Origin of the sequence: Pedobacter sp. CG_S7 (assembly GCF_040544395.1) — a bacterium.
GTDB lineage: Bacteria > Bacteroidota > Bacteroidia > Sphingobacteriales > Sphingobacteriaceae > Pedobacter.
In genome coordinates this window covers 1-19,292 of sequence record NZ_JBEONS010000043.1, presented here as the reverse complement: position 1 = coordinate 19,292, position 19,292 = coordinate 1, and the positions used below count along the sequence as shown (strand labels likewise).

The following is a 19,292-nucleotide window of genomic DNA, read 5'->3' as shown; positions in this document are numbered from 1 at the left end:
TTTAGAGCTAATCAAAGGGGTGTTGTAGATACTAAATTCTTCCTGTTCAGAATGGAAAAACTTTTTGCCTAATCCCCAATTATTTTATGTGACCCGAAATGGATCACCCGTGAACATCCGAAGATTGACCGCATTGCCAGCCCCTGGCTGATCAGGCGGTTTATTGATGCCGAAGCTGAATTTATTTATGTTCCGTTTAACGAAGTTTTGCCTAAGGCCACAGAATTGAATGCGACTCCCTTTGATGTGCCCGATGTGGAATATACCCATTATGAGGACCGGTGTACCTTTGATTGTTTTATCGAAAAATATCAGTTAAAAGATCCCGCTTTGCAAACGATGGCCTTGATCGTTCGAGGTGCGGATACCGATGCCCATCATTTGGCCAGTCAGGCTTCCGGGCTTTGGGCTATTTCTGCAGGTTTGGCCTATAATACCAGGGATGATCACGAACTTCTGGAAAAAGGGATGCTGATCTATGATGCCCTGTATAGCTGGGCAAAATATCTCCAAAAAGAAAAACATACGCAAAACCCGGTCGAACATTTACTGCTGGAAGTTTTAAACCGGTATCTGAAACAAAAAAAAGGTGCGGAAAAAAAAGCGCCAGACTGGGTAAGGGATCTTAAGGAAATTATACAGGATCAGATAGACATTAATTTGAGCCTGAGCTTAAAGGAAGTTTCCGAAGAGTTGAACGTACACCCTGCATATCTGTCCAGGGAGTTTTCCAGGCATTTTGATGATCTTTCTTTTGGGGAATACATCCGGAAGTTGCGGATCGAAAAGGCCATGAAGCTGATGGATACAACGAATCATTCCTTAACAGAAATTGCTTACCTGACCGGCTTTTCAGACCAAAGCCATTTTACCCGGATATTTAAAAAACAGAAGGGACAAAGCCCGTCCGATTACAAGAAAATCCTTCTAAAAGGTAAAAAGAATCCCAATAGTTAATAACGTTCTATTTTGCCCCGTTCTGTCTTGATAACATTGTACTATCAATTCTGGAAAATGAACTATTCTGAAACACCGTCAAGACAAGTTGAAGCTGCAACACCCGCTTATTCATTAATGAGCCTGGTTACCTACTTCCTGAAACTTGGAACATGGGGTTTCGGCGGACCGGTAGCTTTAGTTGGCTACATGCACCGTGATCTGGTGGGAAATAAAAAATGGCTGACAGATGAAGAATATAAAGAAGGTTTAGCGCTCGCTCAATTGGCGCCGGGCCCTCTGGCCGCTCAACTGGGAATTTATATTGGTTTTGTGCATTACAGGCTTTTAGGTGCAACACTTGCAGGTTTAGCATTTGTACTCCCTTCTTTTGTGATGGTGGCCTTCCCTGGATGCAGGCCGTTTTTTATGGCGTGTCCGCTTCTGTTATCGGCATTATTGCAATGAGTGCGTATAAACTTTCTATCAAATCGGTTACTGAATTTAAGCCAAAAGCCATTCTGTCAAAATGGTTATTATGGCTGCTCTACCTTTCGGGAGTTGTAATTACCGTAATTACCCAGCGGGAAGAAGTGCTTTTGTTTATCGGTAGCGGAATACTATATATGATTGTAAAAGCTCCTCCCGCATGGGTTAAAAAGCCTGGTATCATTCCGGTTGTTCTTTTGTCCGGCATCGGGTTTTGGGAATTTGATCAGTCTGTATTAGTGGAACTCGGGATTTTCTTTGTCAAGGCAGGTGCGTTTGTTTTCGGGAGCGGTTTGGCCATTGTCCCATTTTTACATGGCGGGGTTGTAGAAGAATTTAAATGGCTTAACGAAGCGCAATTTGTGGATGCGGTTGCCGTAGCCATGATCACACCGGGGCCGGTTGTCATTACGGTAGGTTTTATAGGTTATCTGGTGGCCGGATTTCCCGGTGCGGCAGTTGCCGCTTTGGCAACCTATCTCCCTTGTTATCTCTTTACGGTTATGCTTGCCCCATCATTTAAAAAGATTGCGCAGAATAAAAGTATTAAGGCTTTTGTTGATGGTATTACAGCCGCTGTTATTGGAGCATTGGTGGGATCGGTAATCATAATAGGTATCCGTTCTATTATTGATATCCCAACTTTACTTATCGGGATGGCTGCAGTTTTGGTGTTGGTTTATACAAACAAGATAAAGGAACCTCTGATTATATTGGCAGCGGCAATTATTGGAATTATCATTAAAAGCATTAAACCATGAAATGGATAACCCGTGAACGACCAAAGATTGACCGCATTGCCTGCCCCTGGTTGATCAAAAACTTTGTGGACAAACAAGCCGAGTTTATTTATGTGCCGAAAGAGCAGGTATTTGAAAAGGCAAAGGAGCTGGAGGCGATACCTTATGATATCCCCGGAGCTCAATATTCGCATGAAGGAAAACAATGCACGTTTGATTTCATTATAAAAAAGCACCATCTTTCTGATCCTGCATTGGTACAGATAGCACAAATTGTCAGGGGAGCAGACACAGGCTGCTTTGAATTAGCTCCTCAGGCAGCAGGTCTTTGGGCAATATCAGCCGGTTTATCTTATAATTATCCGAATGATCATCAGCAATTAGAGATCGGAATGAAAATTTATGATGCTTTATATAGCCGGGCAAAGTTTGCTCAAAGCGAAAAACATAATTGGAACCCTGTACTGTAGATTTTTATGCAAAAAATTATCTTTTTCCTGCTGCTTACTTTGCTTTATTCATGTACAAGTGAAACTACTAACTAAAAATATATGAGAGGTGTTTTTTCTTCAAGTATCGGCCGTAAAGCAGTAATGGCCATTACCGGATTGTTTCTTTTTATATTTCTTATCGTACACTTAGGCGGCAACCTATTGCTATTAAAACAAGATAGCGGCGCTGCTTTTAATACCTATGCAGAAATATTGGAATCAAGCATCTTAATACGTATCAGTGAATTTATTCTCATTTTCGGTTTTTTGTTTCATATTATCGAAGCAATACTGCTGACCATTAAAAATAAAAAGGCAAGACCAATTGGTTATGCAGTAGTAAATGCATCAGCTAATAGTACCTGGGCGTCCAGAAATATGGACCTTACCGGATCTGTTATTTTCGTGTTTTTGGTCATCCATTTAAAAAGCTTTACAATAGATAATCGGCTGATGGGCGCCAATGAAACGATGTATCAATCTGTCATTACAGCCTTTAGCAGTTGGTGGTATTGTTTGATTTATATTATTTCTATAATTTTTCTTGGCATACATCTTCGCCATGGCGTTCAAAGCGCTTTTCAATCTTTAGGTATCTCCTATCATAACAAGTTGTTTTTGCTGTTTCATAAAATTATTAAGGTACTTACTATTGGAATAATAGTAAGTTTTATTATTATACCTGTTATAATTTATTTCAAACAAATTTAATATGAAAAAAAAGATTTTTATCACCATAATTGGAATTGTAATCCTAATTTCTTCCTGCACCGATCAGAATAAAAACGAAGTAGTGGTTTACACCAGCGTTGACCAGGTGTTTAGTGAACCGGTGCTCAAAGCATTTGAGAAACAAACAGGCATTAAGGTGAACGCTGTTTTTGATACCGAAGAAACAAAATCAACGAGCGTGCTCAATCGTTTGATTTCTGAAAAAAATAATCCCCAATGCGATGTGTTTTGGAGCGGCGACCCGATGCGTGCCGATGTTTTGAAACAAAAAGAAATTACCGAAGCTTATCGTTCACCTGCCTCATCAGGTATTAATGCTGCGTTTATTGATAAAGATTATCACTGGATCGGGTTTTCAGCCCGTGCAAGGGTGCTGCTTGTTAATACCAACCTGGTAAAGCCGCAGGATATTCCTACTTCTATTCTTGACCTCAGCAATGAAAAACACAAAGGCAAATTTACCATTGCCAATCCGCTCTTCGGAACCACTTCTTTTCATATGGCCGCACTATTTGCAACGCTGGGTGATGAGAAAGCAAAACAGTTTATGGAAGATTTAAAAAAGAATGAGGTAATTATTGCATCTAGCAATGGTGATGTAAAAAAGAAAGTTGCCACGGGCGAAATACCGATGGGATTGACCGATACCGACGATGCCAACGAAGCCGTAAAGGAAGGCGCACCTGTGAAGGCAATTTTCCTGGATCAAAGGGGTTTTGGAAATCTCATCGTTCCCAACACCGCTTCATTGATAAAAAATTCTCCGAACAACGAGAACGGAAAAAAACTGATCGACTTTTTGCTTTCGGTCGAAACAGAAAAAATGTTGGCGGAAAGCTGTGCCCAGATGCCCTTGCATAAAGGTGTTGCCGTACCTAATACTGTTCCATCGTTGGATAATATTGTTCCGATGAAAGTGGATTATGCCAGAGTGGCACAAAAATCAGAACAGATAAAGCAATACCTTAAACAATGGGCAGCACAATAAACGGCAAAACCATTTTATTTTCTGCGGCAGGTGTTTTTTTCCTGGCCGTGGTTCTGCCATTGTGCGTTCTGATATTCAGCGCTTTTTTCGGGGGGATTGCGGGATTTGGAAATTTTCCTTCCGTTTTTCATAAAGATGTACTCCATAGTATCGGCAACAGCTTGCTCATTGCAATTTCGGTGAGTTCGGTATCGGTGCTGCTGGGCTGTTGCTTCGGTTTTTTATTATCCAAAACGAATATCCCGTTTGCAAATGCTTTTCGTTTGCTTTTGCTGCTTCCGTTATTGCTCTCATCTTATGTGCTTTGTGTAGCGTGGGATGACGCCTGGCTTTTTATCGGCTTATCAAAAAAACTCATATACAGTTTGCCGGCGGTAATTTTTATACTCGTTACCATTTATACGCCGTTGGCGGCATTCATCATTCAAAACAGTTTAAAGAACATCAATGCAAGCATTGAAGAAGCAGGATTGATGATTACCGGTTACCGGAAAGTTTTTTTCAAAATTGTGTTGCCTCTGCTGCGCCCGGCTTTATTTTCATCGTTCATACTTATTTTTATCCTATCGCTGTCGGAATTTGCCGTGCCTTCATTTTTATCGGTGCCTGTTTTCACTACAGAAATTTTTACGCAGTTCTCCGCCTTTTATAATTATTCGCTGGCTATTGCGCAATCCTTGCTGCTTACCGGTATTTGTATTTTGTTATTGCTTCCCGAAAGGAAATATTTAACCAAAGAACCGTTTTTCACTTTTGGAAAAAAATCGTTCCGTTTCAAAACAGTGGAACTTTCCGGTAAAACGATTCCTCTTTTATTGATGGCCATATATATCTTAATTACGGTTTTGCTTCCGCTGATTTTGTTAGCCGTTCAAACATTCACAAATGCAAGCACCCCGTTCAGCCAAATTATCAATATGCTGCTTCCATCGCTTAGAGACAGTTTGGTCATCGCTTTGGCAGGGGCATTTACAGTTACCCTGTTCGGATTGATTTTTTCTTATCTCACCGTCCGGTTTAAATTCAATTTTATCCAGACTATTTTATTGTTTGTATTTGCCGTTCCGGCAATTGTTACCGGCGTTTCGCTCATTCGTTTTTATAACACGCCCTCGCTCAATTTTATTTATGCTTCGGTGCTGATCATCCTGATTGCGTTCACTGCCCGGTTTGTATTCATCTCCGTAAAAATTATTTCCGGCAGTTTGCAGCAAATCCCTGTTTCATTCACTGATGCGGCAAAGATGGTGGGAGCCACGCCGTTTAGTACTTTCAGAAAAATTTCTTTACCGCTTTTGAGCGAAGCATTGTTCACTTCCTTTTTTATTGCCCTGATTTTTTGTTTAAACGAACTGGCAACTGTCATCATGATTTATCCGCCCGGCATATCGTTATTGCCCGTAACTGTTTTCACACGAAGCGCCAATGCTGCCCAACATGTAGTAAGCGGAATGAGTTTGGTAGCGTTATTATTTACAGCGGGCATTTTGATCGTCATGTTTTTAGGAAGAAAAATTTTATTCAAGCAAAAATGGAGAGTAAGCCACTAATACAATTTAAGAACTGCACCAAACGGTATGGGGGCAAAACCATACTGCGCAACATTTCATTTGAAGTGGATGAAGGGTCTGCGTTCATCTCCATCCTCGGAAAATCAGGCTGCGGTAAAACCACCTTGCTTCGGTTGCTTGCCGGTTTGGAGAAACCGGAAGAAGGGAAAATCAGTATCAACGGAAAAATTGTTTCCGACGGAAATAAAATCATTGTTCCCCCGCATCAGCGTAACATCGGATTTGTTTTTCAGGACCTTGCCCTTTGGCCACATTTTACCGTTCATCAAAATATAGAATTTGGGTTGAAGCAATTACAAATTGCCGGTTACAAAAACCTCATTAACCAAACATTGGAGGAATTTGGGATTGCTGAATTGAAAAATAATTTTCCTCATCAGCTCTCCGGAGGACAACAACAGTTAGTTGCATTGGCGAGAAGTATGGTGTTGCAACCTCGAATTTTATTAATGGACGAACCGTTGGCCAATTTGGATGTAAAATTGAAGACACAAATACGCACACTGGTGAAGCAATTGGTAAAAGAAAAAGACATGACGGTGCTTTATGTTACCCACGACCATAAAGAAGCTGTTGATTTAAGCAATAAGATAATGTTATTAAACAGTGGTATAATCAACTATTATGGAACTACAACTGAAATGCACCAATCAAATGACCCATTTGTAAAAGAATTTATAGAGATATAATAATCAAAGTATGGCGGCTTGTCATCTAAATTTTTAACCAAATGAAATTCAATAAATCCTTAATAATATGAAAACAAACAAAATTTTAATCTTGATACTGATAAACAGTATCCTCACCGGTTGTGAAGCCAAAAACGCTAACAGTGGGGCCAATACAAAAGATAGTATGGCTAACGAAACGATGATGAATGATGAAAAGCCGGATACCCTTTCAAAACAGAGCTTAGAAACCCTGAACTTTGAGGATGCGAACTTAAATGAATTGCCCTCAGGATGGACTGCTTACTTAACCGGAAAAGGTAGTATGCCTGTATGGAAAGTTGTGGATGATGGAGGCAATAAAGTGCTTGCACAACTATCAAAAGACAATCCCAGCAATCATTTTAATGTAGTGGTATATGATGGATTTCAAGCAAAAGACGTTACGTTACAAGTAGGGTTAAAAGGTATGAGCGGAAGGATAGACCAGGGAGGAGGTTTTGTTTGGCGTTTTAAAGATGCCGACAACTATTATGTGGTACGTGCCAATCCTTTGGAAAACAATGTAGTTTTATACAAAGTGGAAAATGGTAAACGGACCGATTTGCCCTTAATAGGGAAAGGTAAAACCTATGGCGTGGATGCGCCGGTTCCCGGAAACGAATGGAACAAGCTTAAATTAATTGTAAAGAGTGACCTGTTTACCGTAGTTTTAAATGAAAAAGAGCTTTTCCAGGTTAAAGATAATACCTTCACTGGAGCCGGTAAAGTAGGGTTTTGGACAAAAGCGGATGCTGTTACCTACTTTGATGATTTTGAAATCCAATAATCTAAATATTGTATACTTTTTTTTAATAAATATCATAAGCACATGAAAAATCTAAAAACAACTTTGTCACGCCGAACCTTGTTACAAGCCGGTGCAATCGTATTTGGCGCCAGCTTAATAGACATTAAAAATGTAGCCGCCTTTACACCCGTCAGCTTTAAAACGCCGACTTTAAAACCTGAAGAGATTTCGGCAATAGAAGCCGCCATGGGTAAAAAGGGAATGTATAAAGAAGCAGAAGCTACTCATACTACGCCTCTTCCGAGAAACGACCTGAAAATCACCGTTAAAGGTGATGCCGTTCCCATTGCTTTTGGCTTTGGGGGCTGGGTTTCGATTAAAAGAACGTTGGACGGTAAGTCGGCCGTATTAATGAGCGATTGTGTGCTGTTGCAGGAAGAAGTGAACCCGCTTATTTCAGCCGCTCATGCTAACGGATTAGAGGTCAGCGCCATCCATAACCACTTTTTTTATGAAGAGCCCCGTATTTTCTATATGCACCTGCATGGCATGGGAACTCCGGAAGAGCTGGCAAAAAAATATGCTAAGGCCATATCTGAAACCAAGATCTCACCAAAAAATCAACCGCCTGCCGGAGCTCCGCCCGCTAAAACCGGGAAAGATATTTTTGATGTATCTCAATTAAACGGGCTGATTAAATATGAAGCAGCCATAAACGGTCCAACAATAAAATATACGATAGGAAGAAGTGACTTGACGATCATGGCCATGGGTGCGGAGATGACATCTTCCATCGGACTGAACACCTGGGCATCCTTTACCGGTACGATGGAAAAAGCCCATATAGCTGGCGATGTGGCCATGTTGGAACCTGAAGTAAACGCAGTAATAAAAGCATTACGGGAAAATAATTTAGAAGTAGTGGCGGTGCATAACCACATGCTGGGCGATAAACCCCATATCATTTTTCTGCATTACCTGGGCACCGGGCCTGCGTTGCAACTGGCAAAGGGGTTCAGGGATGCGCTGGATCAGTTAGGAAAAGGTGGCAAAGATAAAATGGGAATGCATTAACAAATTTATAAACGGCGGAGTGAATGCGTACCGGATAAAAAATCAATCGTAAATCTGATGAAGTATAAACCGAAGTATAAACCCGATGATCAGCAAAACAAGCCCTGAAACAATCACCTGAACATCGAGCGAAATAGCCATCATTAAACAACCGATCAATCCCAAAACGGGAACAGCTTTTCCATAGCGTTGTTCGTCTTTGGGCTGTTTTAATGCCGAAATATTGGTGATGCTGTAATACAACAGAATGGTAAAAGCGGCCGAGGCAAGGATAAATTCGAAAGTGCCTATAAAGCAAAGGGCTAAAATGATCAATCCTGTAACAAAAATTCCCATATGGGGCACCTTGTTTTTTGAATGTATCCTCTGGAAAACAGGCAATAGATCATTCCTTCTTCCCATGGCCAGCATCATCCGGCTAACGCCGAGAATCTGGCTCAGCAAAACCCCCAGCATGGCCGTGGATGCCCCAAGGGTTATGATAATCTGAATGCCTGGTGCCGATAAGGAATCGGCAACCACTTGTAAAGGCGATTTGCTGGCGGCCATGCTTTCGGCACCAATTACGCCAATGGCAACTACAGAAACCAAAGCATATAAAACAATGGCGGTGATAATGGTTATAATAACCGCTTTTGGAATTGTTTTTTCCGGTTCTTTTACTTCTTCGGCCAGAGTGGCAATGCGGGCATAGCCTGTAAACGCAAAAAACAACAACGCCGTGGCTTCCGCGATACCAGAAATCCCGAAAGGGGCAAAAGGTTTAAAATTTTCAGCTTTTATTTCAGGAAGCCCGCTAAAGACCAGATACAAGAGTGAAATAATGGTGAATGCCACAATGAACAAGTTTAAATTCCCTGCCTTTTTTATCCCCAAGAAATTGGCCAGGGTCAATAAAACGATAGCCATTGCCGAGATTATGATAGGAGAACCCAGCGGTACCAATTGGTAAAAATAACTTCCAAAACCGAGGGCAACCACACTGCCGGCCGCCAGTTTGCTCATTAAAAACATCCACCCGGCCGAAAAACCGAAACCCGGGTTTATCAGTTGATAAGCATATTCATACGTTCCGCCTGAGTGCGGGTAAACGGCTGCCAGTTGTGCCGAACTCAAGGCGTTGAAAGCGGCAATAATCCCGGCAATCAGCAGTCCTGTTAAAAAAGCCGGACCAGAAACACCTGCGGCAACGCCGGTCACCACAAAAATGCCCGCTCCTATAATGGCCCCCAAGCCTATGCCCACAGCATCTTTTAAAGTTAATACCCTTAAAAGGTTGTTGGTTCCAGTCTTTTTCATTTATTATCTTAAAACTATTTCGTCTATCTGATTTAAAGTATCGGGGTTTAACACCTTCATGCTGATGCTTTTGCCCTTAACATAAAACAGGCATACTGCGTTTTCTACACTAAAAGCTTTAGTGAATGCACTCCAAGGCAGTTTTTCCTGTCCGTAATACGGTGCGCCCGAAGCGCCGTTATTTATTTGAAAGATTGTACGGGATACATTCAGCTTTTTGTGAGGGTAATTATCAGGATAGATTGGAACTTCTTTGGTTAACTGAAGACGATTATAATTATGTTCATCTCCGGTAAGAACGGCAACAACCTTTGTACTTTGGTTAATCAAAATGTCCAAATATTCGTCTCTTCTTTCAATAATCCCCTTTTTGACGGGCTTCCCGGCAATGTATGGTCGCTTTTCGTTATTTCCACTGTACCACATATCATCACCGCTATGTCCGCCATTAGGGAAAACGGGGGTATGCTGGGTGACGAAAATATGGTCAATAGATGGGTTTTGTTCAAATTCCAGAATGACTTTACGCAGCCAGGCCATTTGGTTATCCATCAAATAACCGTGTAGTCCGCCGCTGGTAGCATTTTCCCGGCTTAATGTTGGAGCATACCAATAATCACTGTTCAGCACAATCATTGCCACATTATCATAAGTATAATGAAACACGTTTTCTTTGTAGGATGGAAAGTCTACTTGATTGGAATTTGGGTCGTACTGATTGTTGTCTTCGCCAACCGGGCCATTTTCAGGATTTACAAATGCATCCTGAAATGCACTTTCTGCGGATTGTGTGTCATAAGGAAATTTATCAATAAAGCCTTTTTGTGCCCCATCTTTATCCTTAAAAATATACCCCAGTGCCTCGTGATTGCCCTGGCCAACATAAAAAGGCATATAATGCCAGAAAGGTTCAATTGATTTTTTCCAGTTGGTGTATTGAACAAGTTGCTCTTCTTTATTGGAGAGATAACCATTGATCATGTCGCCGGTAAACTGTACAAAGGCTGCACCCTGCTGATAGGAAAGGGCTGCCATTTTTTTCATGATGTAGGCATTTGCACCATAGATCATTCGTTCCCCGGAGCCTGTAGCATGACGACTATCACTAGTATATGCGAAAACAAATGGCTTTCTGCTACCTGCTTTTGGTGCTGTTGTGATGTAGTAGGTTTGTGAAAGAGAAGCAACTTTTACAGTATAATCGTATTTGGTTCCAGGCTTTAAACCGCTGATCTTAAATTCATGATGAGTTGCCGGCGATGCATCTTTCATTACTTTATCATTAATGTATAATGTCGAAGTAACGGGCAAACTGGTTTCATACCAGATAACTGCTTCGGTATCAGAAATATTATTCACATAGGGTCCTTCGTATATTGTAGGTATTATCTTGAATGGGCCAGTTCCTTCTACAGAAGCTTCACCATCAAAAACAATCATCCCTTTCTCATCAGTTAGGCGGTAACCCAAAGTAAAACCTTTATTTTCTTCCCAACCAACAAAGTCATAAGGATATCGAAAATCCTTTTTAATATTAGCACTTACTTTTCCGTTATTGAGCGGACTTGTTAACCGGAATACCGGAAGTGGATGCGGAGCCTTTCCATAAGGGATTAAACCATAGGTAAACGTTCCTTTGAGATTGCCAAAATCAAATTCTAACCCTTCTTCTGTCCCTTTTGGATTTCCCAAAAGTTGTTTTATAGTATATCTGGAGCCTGTAGTATCGGCATAAAATTTCTCGCCGTCTTTCTCAAAATAAAGCCGCTTGCTTTCATCGTATTTAATATTGGTGTAAGAACCAGGAATAGCATGTTGTTGCGCGATAACCGTAAGCTGGGTAAATAATATTAGGATAACAGATAAGGTTGTTTTCATATTTTTGATTTGTTTTTATAATTGAATGGAATCTGGTGCCAGCGGTTTTATCCAGAAGAAATATAGTCTGGCAATAATATATGCTAAGGGCATGGTAAAAATAACAGGAACAATAACATCACTTAAATAATGTACACCTAAGTAAACCCTGCTAAGTGAAACAAATAACGCCCACGGAAAAAGAACATAAGGGAGCCACGGAATCTTTTTGGACGCTACAAAACTGAGATAAAATGCCAGAGCAAAAACATTGGCCGCATGTGAGGAAACAAATCCATAAAGGCCGCCCCGATAATTATTTACAAAATGAAGTTGTGATAACAAGTCGGGATCATGGCTTGGCCGAAGCCTTTGTACCAAAGGTTTTATTAATCCGGAAGCGATCTGATCACTACAAAGTATTAAAATACCAATCAATATCAACATGGGCACACTATTCCTTTTAAATTTGAAGATCAGCAATGTCGCAAGCAAAATATAAAACGGAAGCCAGGTTAAGGTTCCACTCGCAAACCACATCATATTGTCCCAAAACGGTGTATGGAGTCGATTTATGGCTAATAATATTTCACGATCTATCGTATTCAATTGTTTTAGATCCATTTTTCCTTAAAGCTTCCAAACATATTTTGAAATTTCAGTAACTTGCTGATTATTGAATGTTTCCTTATATCCAGGTATATTTCCTTTACCTTCATTTATTCGCTTAATTATCTTATCAATACCCTTTTTAGTCACAGTTAAATCTTTGGCGCCATTTACACCTTTTTTGCCATCATTACCATGACAGGCGGAACAATATTGTATAAAAAGTGTCTTTCCTTCCTCTGTTCCTTCTTCTAATACTGCAGGTTTAATTTTGTGGCTTCTTTTTTTGCCCTTTTCATTTACTGATTGAACGCATGAAATTGTAGTAGTTAAAAGAAGTAAAAACGTAAGTAAAGGAATATTGCATCTGATCATCCTAAAGTCTATTACGTTATTTTTTCTTTATAAAGTTATCAATCGACCACTCTCCACCACCCTTAATCATCAAAAAAATACTTCCCAGCCACATACAATAATCTGTACGGGCCTCATGAGCCATACTCCAGAAACCATAATTATCAAACTTGCCTACCTGGAAAATACCTAAATCCGAACCTATTAGAATTGGGATTTTTGTTGAGATAATGGCTACTGAAATATTAATCAGCATAGCGAAGGCACCAAATCTTGTCAAAAAACCAAACAAAATGAGAAGTCCGCAAATGATTTCGAAACTCCCGACAAAAGGCCCTAAGAATCCAGGATCAGGTAACCCGATCTTCTCAAATCTTCCCGCTCCTAATTTATCAGCAAATAAGAACTTCTGTATCCCTTCTGAGAGGAAAACGGCTCCAACCATTAGTCGTATAATTACAGTTGTTCTACTGTTATCTGTGTGAACAAGTTTTTGTATCATATTTATTTTCTAATTGGTGATTGTCTTTCCGCTGGAATCTTAACAGTAAAAAACGGGACTTTTTCCATGGTATGGCATGAATTGCAATTTGATGTTAGCATCATAAAACCTTTATTAAAAAGGATGGTATCCCTGCTTTTGATTGTTTTCTTCATCTCCGGCAAAACATAATTTAAAAAATGGGTTCCGGACTTTTCCCTTTTAGGCCTACGCTCAAAACCATTTTTCAATGTTGTTTCTATTTTCTCTATCTGGTAATTGGCATAATCCCAATTTTCATCCTGTCCGGCCCAATACAATTCCTGATAACGGTATCCAACTTCGACCATTGTAGCATCAAAGCCCCGCAACTGATCAGCAATTGTTTCAAATTTTTCATTGCCGCTTCCTTTAAGCCAGCCTCCGGGACCAACTGACTTATTCTTAATTTTTTCTTGCACATCATTACAAGAAAAAATTAAAATAAATACTGTTACTATCGCAATTAATGGAGTTATATACTTCATGCCTTTATCAATTAATTTAAACTTTTTACGATTAGTACAATACCACTAATAACCATGACTGCGATCACCAGCTTTCTAAAGAATGTATTGGTTATCTTCTTTAGATATAATTTACCTATCCAGTTTCCCATGGATGCGCCCAGACCAAGCACAATGCCATAAATCCATAATTTACCTTTTAAACTTCCTAAAGCGGTATAGCTTGATATTTGTACTAACCCAACGAGAAAAGAGTTTGCAGTCTTAGTAGCGATCATGGGCTCTTTTTCTATTCCATAGTTAAGGTAGAATGGATTAAGCACCGGCCCTACGGCACCTATAAGAGTAGAAAAAAATCCGATCACAAAGCCCAAAGGCATAAACCATTTAAGCTCCATTTTGAATGATTTCTCTTTACTACCGAATTTATATTGGAAAATGGTGCTGATTAGAAATAAACCGACTATTATTTGTAACCATTTCAGTTCTATGTTGCTAAATAGCCATGCGCTTAAAAGTGTTCCGGCAATCGCAGGAATTACATAATATTTTGTGACTTTCCAGTCGATATATTTCCAGAACATGGCTAACCGAATAGGTTCACCTATTAAATTTCCGAGATTAATTACTGGAGCCGTACCCTTTGTCCCGATAAGAAAACTGACTATAGGTACCAATAATAGTGATCCTCCACCTCCAGAGAGTGTAGAGATGATATAGCTGACCGCAGCAGCCAAAAAGATGATTATATATAAAAGATAACCTTCAGTTAAAATTTCCATGCCTGCAATTTTATCAGCTTGTTGGGGTGAACTGAGCAAGTTCGAAAATGCCCAGTTCTTTCTCTATGTATGCTACTTTGTCAACAAATTGCTGAAACCCACCCTCACCAAACATTTGGTATTCATTTTTTTCAAAATCTTCACCCAGGCTATCATATTCGTTTTTACTGACAATGGTTCTAAAAGCAGGAAATAGAACAGTATCTTCTCTCGCTTCATGAGGGCGATACATTTTTACAAACGATGAAAGAAAGATGGTAAGTTCATTAGCCTCATCAGTTAGTAGCTTTGGTCGCTTAGCAATCTGAAGAATATTTGAGGTTATTATACCTCCCTGCTGATGTTGGGTACGTAAGGTTTGAACAAGATCTATAAGTTTACCTGCTTTTTCAAATCTGGGGAATAGGAATTGCTCTTCCTGTTTTTCATGGTAATCTTCAATAAACTTTCTGATGATTATGGCTGCATCCAGTAACAAACCAGGATTGACTTCCTTCTTGTTTGCAAGTAATTCAAGAAAATTATCATAAATAAGGAGAACTCTGTTTAGTACTCCATGTTCTTGCATTAAGTCCTCTGGGGGAGATACTTTTTGACCTTCTTCCTCATCTGTTTTACAACCTGATAAAAACCCAATATTTGCGATGCCACCCGCAATTGCTATTTTTACTCCTGATTCTATAAAGTTTCTGCGATTATAATCAAATTTTTCATTAGTGTTAGTTTCCATGAGTGAAGTTTTTATTATGCAAAACAGCAAAGCTATTCAACACATTTCAATCACTCAAAGTTCGTACAATCAAAGCAACAACATATGGTACATTTGAAAATGCTTTGGTATTAAGCATTATTTCTAAAGGACTGAGGAGTTTGTTCTGTAAATCTTTTAAAATATTTTACAAAATGGGAGGCGTCTTTAAAGCCTAAAATGATGGAAATTTCTGAAACAGACTTGTCGGTGTAAAGTAGTAATCGTTTGGCTTCGTTTGTAATAAATTCCGCCAATATTTTAGAAGCGGATTTATTAGTTGCTTTGCGACAGACTGCATTTAGATTTTGCGGGGAAGTATTTAATTGTTCAGCATAAAAAGCAACCCTATTTTTTATCTTATTATTAGCATTGAGTAAATTATTGTAGGCTTGATAAAGATTCGATTTAATTTCTACGTTGTTTATTAATGGCTTTGCAACATCTAAAACTTTCCCTAAAAGGGCTTTTAATAAACCTTCTGTTATATGAAAAGCATTCTTTCCCGACTCTCGGTTTTCTTTTGTCAGTAAAGTAAATATGCTATTTATGGTTAAATTATCTGTAATACCCAAGCTATTTTGTCCACTAATCTTTGTAAAAAGTGATTTCAATTCATCATCGAGGCTAATTTCTATAAATGATCTTTTGATTATAACTACAAATCCTTCAGGTTCCTGGTCTAATTCCCAATAATGAACTTGTTCTTTTCTAATAAAATACATTATAGGGGGCTTAACGGGATATTTTCTGGAATCTATAAAATGGTTTCCTCCGCCCTTAGACAAATAAATTATTTCAAAATAGTTATTGTGTTTATGAGGTGTAGTTCTTCTTATCTCCTTTTTAAAAGGTGAGACCTTAATTACTCTATCTGCTTCAATTTTGTTCTTAATACTTATAGAACTACTCATTGTTTTAAAATTAAATAGTTAAAGTTAGTGAGCCGACTTTCAAATATACCGCAATATTTCGTTACAATAGTACGGTTGAAGACAAATAAAATTATGCTTATTTGTTAGAGGTTTGTAAAATCAAAGAATCAAAACAGAAGAGATACGAAAAATGCAAATTGGATATCTTATGTATAAGTATCCGTTGTGCGGTTGAATTGGCCAGGGCATGTTTTAAGTGATTAATCGGTTTATTGTTTAGGAAATTGATGTATTGCAGAACCGCCACGCTGCTGATCTTGGTACACATCCTTGCAAATGGGCCGTCCAGTGTCTTGGCATAGTTCCGATTAAGAAAGAGCTGGTCGCAAAGCTGTGTGAACAGGTTTCGATCCGTTTGCGGGTATATCGGTAAGCCGGGTTCCAAAGCGATTCCCTCCGTTTCATATTGGCCCGCAAGGGGGTAATCAACCGGATCCTGTCCTGTTCAAACAAGGAGGCTTGATAACCTACCGAAAGATATCCTTTATCTGCAATCAGTTCACAATCATGCAGTTGGTTTTTGTCCAGGTGGTTCACGTAATGGACATCATGGATGTTTGCAGGGGTCAGGCCTATGGAAACGGACATACCGGCCGGGATACAACCAGTTGCATTTTAAGCCCGTAATAGTGCATTTTATGGGAAGCATGATAACCTCTTTGTGGCAACATGTCCGGATCGTCGCGGCATATGCTGGACCTGTAGATCCGTGGGTTCTGACAAATAGGGACGGGAACTGAATCCAGGATAAACTGCTTATTGCCAGGGGCGATGATATCGGCAATAGGCTGTGCAACCCAGGCAATATAATCTTGCAGCCGTTTCCTGCGGCGGTTGTAATGGGACCGGTCGGTCAGCCGGGGAAAATCGGCCAGGTACTCTTTTCTCCGCTTGGAAAACAGCAGGTTTTCAGAATCAATGCCCAATGACTCGGCAGTAATTGCCAAGGCAACCACCTCAATATCAGTCATCTTAGGTTTGTTCCGGTAAGGTTCAAAGTAGCCGTCAGGCAGCAGCAGGTCGGAAAGTGTAGATTTGGCAATATCAAGAATCTTGTCGAAATTAGTCTTCAGGTTGTGCATGTAAGTAAGCGTCGAATACTTCCTTAATGTACTGAATATCAGTATCATGCAAAACTTTATTTCTTTATTTCCGTCCATTTTCTCAATTAATTTAAACCGCACAACGGGTTGTATAATTCAATAGCGATTTCTGAAACCTGCTGAGAATACAAATTGAAAAAGTCTTCAAGTTCTTTATCCCATGGATAAGTTCACCTGACGAAATGATATTCCTATTTGAAGATGCATGCGACAAACATGAGGGATAACTTTCCTCCTGCCTTTCCTCGTGTTGATTCGTTAAATAATTCCAATTTTTCGAAATACTTCTTCTCCTCTAGATATTGTCATGCAGATAAAGAACCTTAGTCATTTCTTGGCTAACTTCCCATAAATGTTGAGCAACTTCTTTATCATTAGAGTATTCATCAGCATCTACTTTAGTAGGATATCCTCTTAATTGTTGAAACCCGTCTGGACCAATAAACTCGCCACCTTTCACATCTTTAGTCAAAGCAGCATATAAAACCGGGAGTGCCCCCATTTGTGCACTTTGTAAAAAAAGGCTACCAAAAGTAAGCACAACGGCAAAAGAATGTACTAATTTCCTAAAAACCCAGCTACCGAATCGTATTGAAGATGTAGAACAGAATCTAAACCATTGCTTTAAAGAGCTCTTCATTCGTGTTTTGGGTACGCTTCTTATACTCAAAACAGAATATCGTCATGGATTTACCCATGAAATGCACAGGTATGTTGATACCAAAACCCTTGAAAAATTCAAGGAGATATATTCCTCTGCTTTTAATAAATGGAAAGTATACAAAGATTCCCTGCCAAAACCTGTTTACAGGATGTTTGCACCAGCCGATAACTCTGAAAACAATGTGCTTGCTTTTGAAAAGTATATAACTTTGGAAATCATTGACGAAAAGATTAAGATACTAGATGCCATCGGTAAAAATGAAATCACTGAAAAGGACGTTTTCACGCGAAGAGTGGATATCATGGAGAACCTGAAAAGAGAAAAGAAAGAGGTGAGCAGTTGCGGCAAAAAAGTCGGGCGCAACAACAGGGTTCATTTCAAAAGTAAATTTAATTTGATTACGATTCAAAGAAAGTTTGCCTGTTTTGCAAGCGGTAACTATCTCCTGTTAAACTGATTATTTCACACTTGAAAAGGAGCCTGTCCAACAGTGCGGTAGCAATAACTGGCACACAAATATCCATTTTACCACTTAAGCAGCAAAAAGCGGATAGCCGGATAATGTGTCAAGGCCGGGCAAGCTAATGAAAATAAACACTCCTGCCCGCTATGTATAGCCTTTACTCATTATCCGGCGTGGCTAAATTTGCGTATGTGGTGAAATGAAATTTAGCCTGCCTTTTTGAGATCTATTAGTCATTGGTTTTCTTTTCCCGTCCTATGTTTAACAATGAAGCCTTCAAGAGTTGATAAGTCAAGTTTATTCCCTTCTTTTAGATATTTTAAAACATCTTTTCTTAAGTCAACGGTTACGCCAGAACGAGAAGCGTAATAATCAGAAGCTTTTTGTAATTCATCTTGTGGGACAGAATTTAATTTTGCTACTAATGCACTATTGTCAGCATAAAGCGTTGCAATTTCTGTAGATGTTTCACAAATCGCTTTGATGCCTTTTTTAATTTCTTGTTCTGTCATATGGAATGTTATTTTCTGCTAGTGTTGCAGGCTTGCGTCTATCTATAAAATTGTGCAAGCGTGCTCTTATAAAGGTAAGGTCGTTGCAACTCTTTCCAAATTATTGATTTACTTACCTTCTTTCAGCTATTTACGCGATAATATCTATAGTCCTAACACTCAGCCAACATAGCGTTTCTTTTTTTTCTCCCTTTTTTTCTCCGGCAGAACTTCGTAATCATCTACTGTCGGTTTCAACAATATATTCAGATAATTGCCCCGTGGCATCTCCGGCAAATATGTTTTCTTAATAGTCTTTTCAGGTCTCTTCTGTTGCGATAATCGCTGTTCCTTCCGGTATTTTTGCTGCTGTACCTTTTCATCCTGTAAAGAAATACATTCCTAAGACCGTTGCAAGGCAATATATGATTTAACTAATTGATTAACAATAAATTACACTTGTTTTTTTTGTTATTTAGGATATTTTTATGTATTTTAGGTTATGAAAAACGAACAGAAAT

At 39.3% G+C, this 19,292-nt stretch carries 25 protein-coding genes; 11 read left to right on the top strand and 14 right to left on the bottom strand.

Translation table 11 applies throughout. The annotated features are described in order from the left end of the window. The first annotated feature begins 78 nt into the window (after window positions 1–78). From AAKU52_RS15640 to AAKU52_RS15595, 10 genes are all read left to right on the top strand, one after another. Window positions 79–957: a chromate resistance protein ChrB domain-containing protein gene (locus AAKU52_RS15640; RefSeq protein ID WP_354335225.1), complete on the top strand. Its 879-nt coding sequence runs from the start codon at window positions 79–81 to the stop codon at window positions 955–957. 36 nt (window positions 958–993) lie between these two features. Continuing rightward, on the top strand, window positions 994–1,404 hold the full coding sequence (locus AAKU52_RS15635; protein ID WP_354335224.1) for a chromate transporter: 411 nt from the start codon (window positions 994–996) through the stop codon (window positions 1,402–1,404). Further along, window positions 1,350–2,186, top strand: a complete 837-nt coding sequence (gene chrA, locus AAKU52_RS15630) for a chromate efflux transporter (protein WP_354335221.1) — start codon at window positions 1,350–1,352, stop codon at window positions 2,184–2,186. The genes AAKU52_RS15635 and chrA overlap by 55 nt, the downstream gene beginning before the upstream one ends. Continuing rightward, the gene (locus AAKU52_RS15625) at window positions 2,183–2,635 is read left to right on the top strand and encodes a chromate resistance protein ChrB domain-containing protein (protein ID WP_354335219.1); all 453 of its coding nucleotides are present in this window, start codon (window positions 2,183–2,185) and stop codon (window positions 2,633–2,635) included. The genes chrA and AAKU52_RS15625 overlap by 4 nt, the downstream gene beginning before the upstream one ends. Before the next feature lie 81 nt (window positions 2,636–2,716). Then, the gene (locus AAKU52_RS15620) at window positions 2,717–3,367 is read left to right on the top strand and encodes a succinate dehydrogenase cytochrome b subunit (protein WP_354335217.1); all 651 of its coding nucleotides are present in this window, start codon (window positions 2,717–2,719) and stop codon (window positions 3,365–3,367) included. A 1-nt stretch (window position 3,368) separates the two neighbouring features. Beyond that, window positions 3,369–4,376, top strand: a complete 1,008-nt coding sequence (locus tag AAKU52_RS15615) for an extracellular solute-binding protein (RefSeq protein ID WP_354335215.1) — start codon at window positions 3,369–3,371, stop codon at window positions 4,374–4,376. Next, on the top strand, window positions 4,361–5,926 hold the full coding sequence (locus AAKU52_RS15610) for an ABC transporter permease (protein ID WP_354335213.1): 1,566 nt from the start codon (window positions 4,361–4,363) through the stop codon (window positions 5,924–5,926). Before AAKU52_RS15615 ends, AAKU52_RS15610 begins: the two co-directional genes overlap by 16 nt. Then, window positions 5,908–6,636 carry an ABC transporter ATP-binding protein gene (locus tag AAKU52_RS15605; protein WP_354335211.1) on the top strand — a complete coding sequence of 243 codons (729 nt, stop codon included), beginning with the start codon at window positions 5,908–5,910 and terminating at the stop codon, window positions 6,634–6,636. The genes AAKU52_RS15610 and AAKU52_RS15605 overlap by 19 nt, the downstream gene beginning before the upstream one ends. Window positions 6,637–6,703: 67 nt before the next feature. After that, a complete protein-coding gene (locus AAKU52_RS15600; RefSeq protein WP_354335208.1) occupies window positions 6,704–7,444 on the top strand; it encodes a 3-keto-alpha-glucoside-1,2-lyase-like domain-containing protein in 741 nt (246 codons plus the stop codon). 63 nt (window positions 7,445–7,507) lie between these two features. Continuing rightward, entirely contained in the window at window positions 7,508–8,479 is a 972-nt protein-coding gene (locus AAKU52_RS15595; RefSeq protein ID WP_354335204.1) for a DUF1259 domain-containing protein, read from the top strand. 42 nt (window positions 8,480–8,521) lie between these two features. Here AAKU52_RS15595 and AAKU52_RS15590 read toward each other — a convergent pair whose 3' ends face one another. From AAKU52_RS15590 to AAKU52_RS15535, 12 genes are all read right to left on the bottom strand, one after another. Beyond that, on the bottom strand, window positions 8,522–9,778 hold the full coding sequence (locus tag AAKU52_RS15590) for an APC family permease (RefSeq protein WP_354335202.1): 1,257 nt from the start codon (window positions 9,776–9,778) through the stop codon (window positions 8,522–8,524). A gap of 3 nt (window positions 9,779–9,781) precedes the next feature. Continuing rightward, on the bottom strand, window positions 9,782–11,656 hold the full coding sequence (locus AAKU52_RS15585; protein WP_354335200.1) for a purple acid phosphatase family protein: 1,875 nt from the start codon (window positions 11,654–11,656) through the stop codon (window positions 9,782–9,784). 15 nt (window positions 11,657–11,671) lie between these two features. Beyond that, a complete protein-coding gene (locus AAKU52_RS15580; protein ID WP_354335198.1) occupies window positions 11,672–12,244 on the bottom strand; it encodes a phosphatase PAP2 family protein in 573 nt (190 codons plus the stop codon). A 21-nt stretch (window positions 12,245–12,265) separates the two neighbouring features. Beyond that, a complete protein-coding gene (locus AAKU52_RS15575) occupies window positions 12,266–12,619 on the bottom strand; it encodes a c-type cytochrome (RefSeq protein ID WP_354335196.1) in 354 nt (117 codons plus the stop codon). 16 nt (window positions 12,620–12,635) lie between these two features. Then, window positions 12,636–13,100 (bottom strand): DoxX family protein, encoded by a 465-nt coding sequence (locus AAKU52_RS15570; protein WP_354335193.1) that lies wholly within the window; start codon window positions 13,098–13,100, stop codon window positions 12,636–12,638. A 2-nt stretch (window positions 13,101–13,102) separates the two neighbouring features. Then, a complete protein-coding gene (locus AAKU52_RS15565) occupies window positions 13,103–13,606 on the bottom strand; it encodes a hypothetical protein (RefSeq protein ID WP_354335191.1) in 504 nt (167 codons plus the stop codon). Window positions 13,607–13,617: 11 nt separating this feature from the next. Further along, window positions 13,618–14,367, bottom strand: a complete 750-nt coding sequence (locus AAKU52_RS15560; protein WP_354335189.1) for a sulfite exporter TauE/SafE family protein — start codon at window positions 14,365–14,367, stop codon at window positions 13,618–13,620. 13 nt (window positions 14,368–14,380) lie between these two features. Beyond that, a complete protein-coding gene (locus AAKU52_RS15555; protein ID WP_354335187.1) occupies window positions 14,381–15,097 on the bottom strand; it encodes a hemerythrin domain-containing protein in 717 nt (238 codons plus the stop codon). Window positions 15,098–15,207: 110 nt separating this feature from the next. Further along, window positions 15,208–16,029, bottom strand: a complete 822-nt coding sequence (locus AAKU52_RS15550; RefSeq protein WP_354335185.1) for an AraC family transcriptional regulator — start codon at window positions 16,027–16,029, stop codon at window positions 15,208–15,210. A 237-nt stretch (window positions 16,030–16,266) separates the two neighbouring features. After that, the gene (locus AAKU52_RS15545; RefSeq protein ID WP_354335183.1) at window positions 16,267–16,638 is read right to left on the bottom strand and encodes a transposase; all 372 of its coding nucleotides are present in this window, start codon (window positions 16,636–16,638) and stop codon (window positions 16,267–16,269) included. Further along, window positions 16,623–17,210 (bottom strand): hypothetical protein, encoded by a 588-nt coding sequence (locus tag AAKU52_RS15540; RefSeq protein WP_354335181.1) that lies wholly within the window; start codon window positions 17,208–17,210, stop codon window positions 16,623–16,625. The genes AAKU52_RS15545 and AAKU52_RS15540 overlap by 16 nt, the downstream gene beginning before the upstream one ends. Window positions 17,211–17,448: 238 nt before the next feature. Next, entirely contained in the window at window positions 17,449–17,793 is a 345-nt protein-coding gene (locus tag AAKU52_RS15535; RefSeq protein ID WP_354335179.1) for an SDR family NAD(P)-dependent oxidoreductase, read from the bottom strand. Window positions 17,794–17,800: 7 nt separating this feature from the next. Between AAKU52_RS15535 and AAKU52_RS15530 the strand changes: the two genes are divergently transcribed. Then, window positions 17,801–18,274 (top strand): hypothetical protein, encoded by a 474-nt coding sequence (locus AAKU52_RS15530; protein ID WP_354335226.1) that lies wholly within the window; start codon window positions 17,801–17,803, stop codon window positions 18,272–18,274. On the opposite strand, the gene AAKU52_RS15525 is transcribed toward AAKU52_RS15530, so the two are convergent. Both AAKU52_RS15525 and AAKU52_RS15520 read right to left on the bottom strand, forming a co-directional pair. Next, window positions 18,216–18,341, bottom strand: coding sequence for an ATP-binding protein (locus AAKU52_RS15525; RefSeq protein ID WP_354335177.1), 126 nt, complete (start codon window positions 18,339–18,341; stop codon window positions 18,216–18,218). The genes AAKU52_RS15530 and AAKU52_RS15525 overlap by 59 nt on opposite strands. A 172-nt stretch (window positions 18,342–18,513) precedes the next feature. Further along, a complete protein-coding gene (locus tag AAKU52_RS15520) occupies window positions 18,514–18,792 on the bottom strand; it encodes a hypothetical protein (protein WP_354335175.1) in 279 nt (92 codons plus the stop codon). Window positions 18,793–19,292 lie beyond the last annotated feature (500 nt).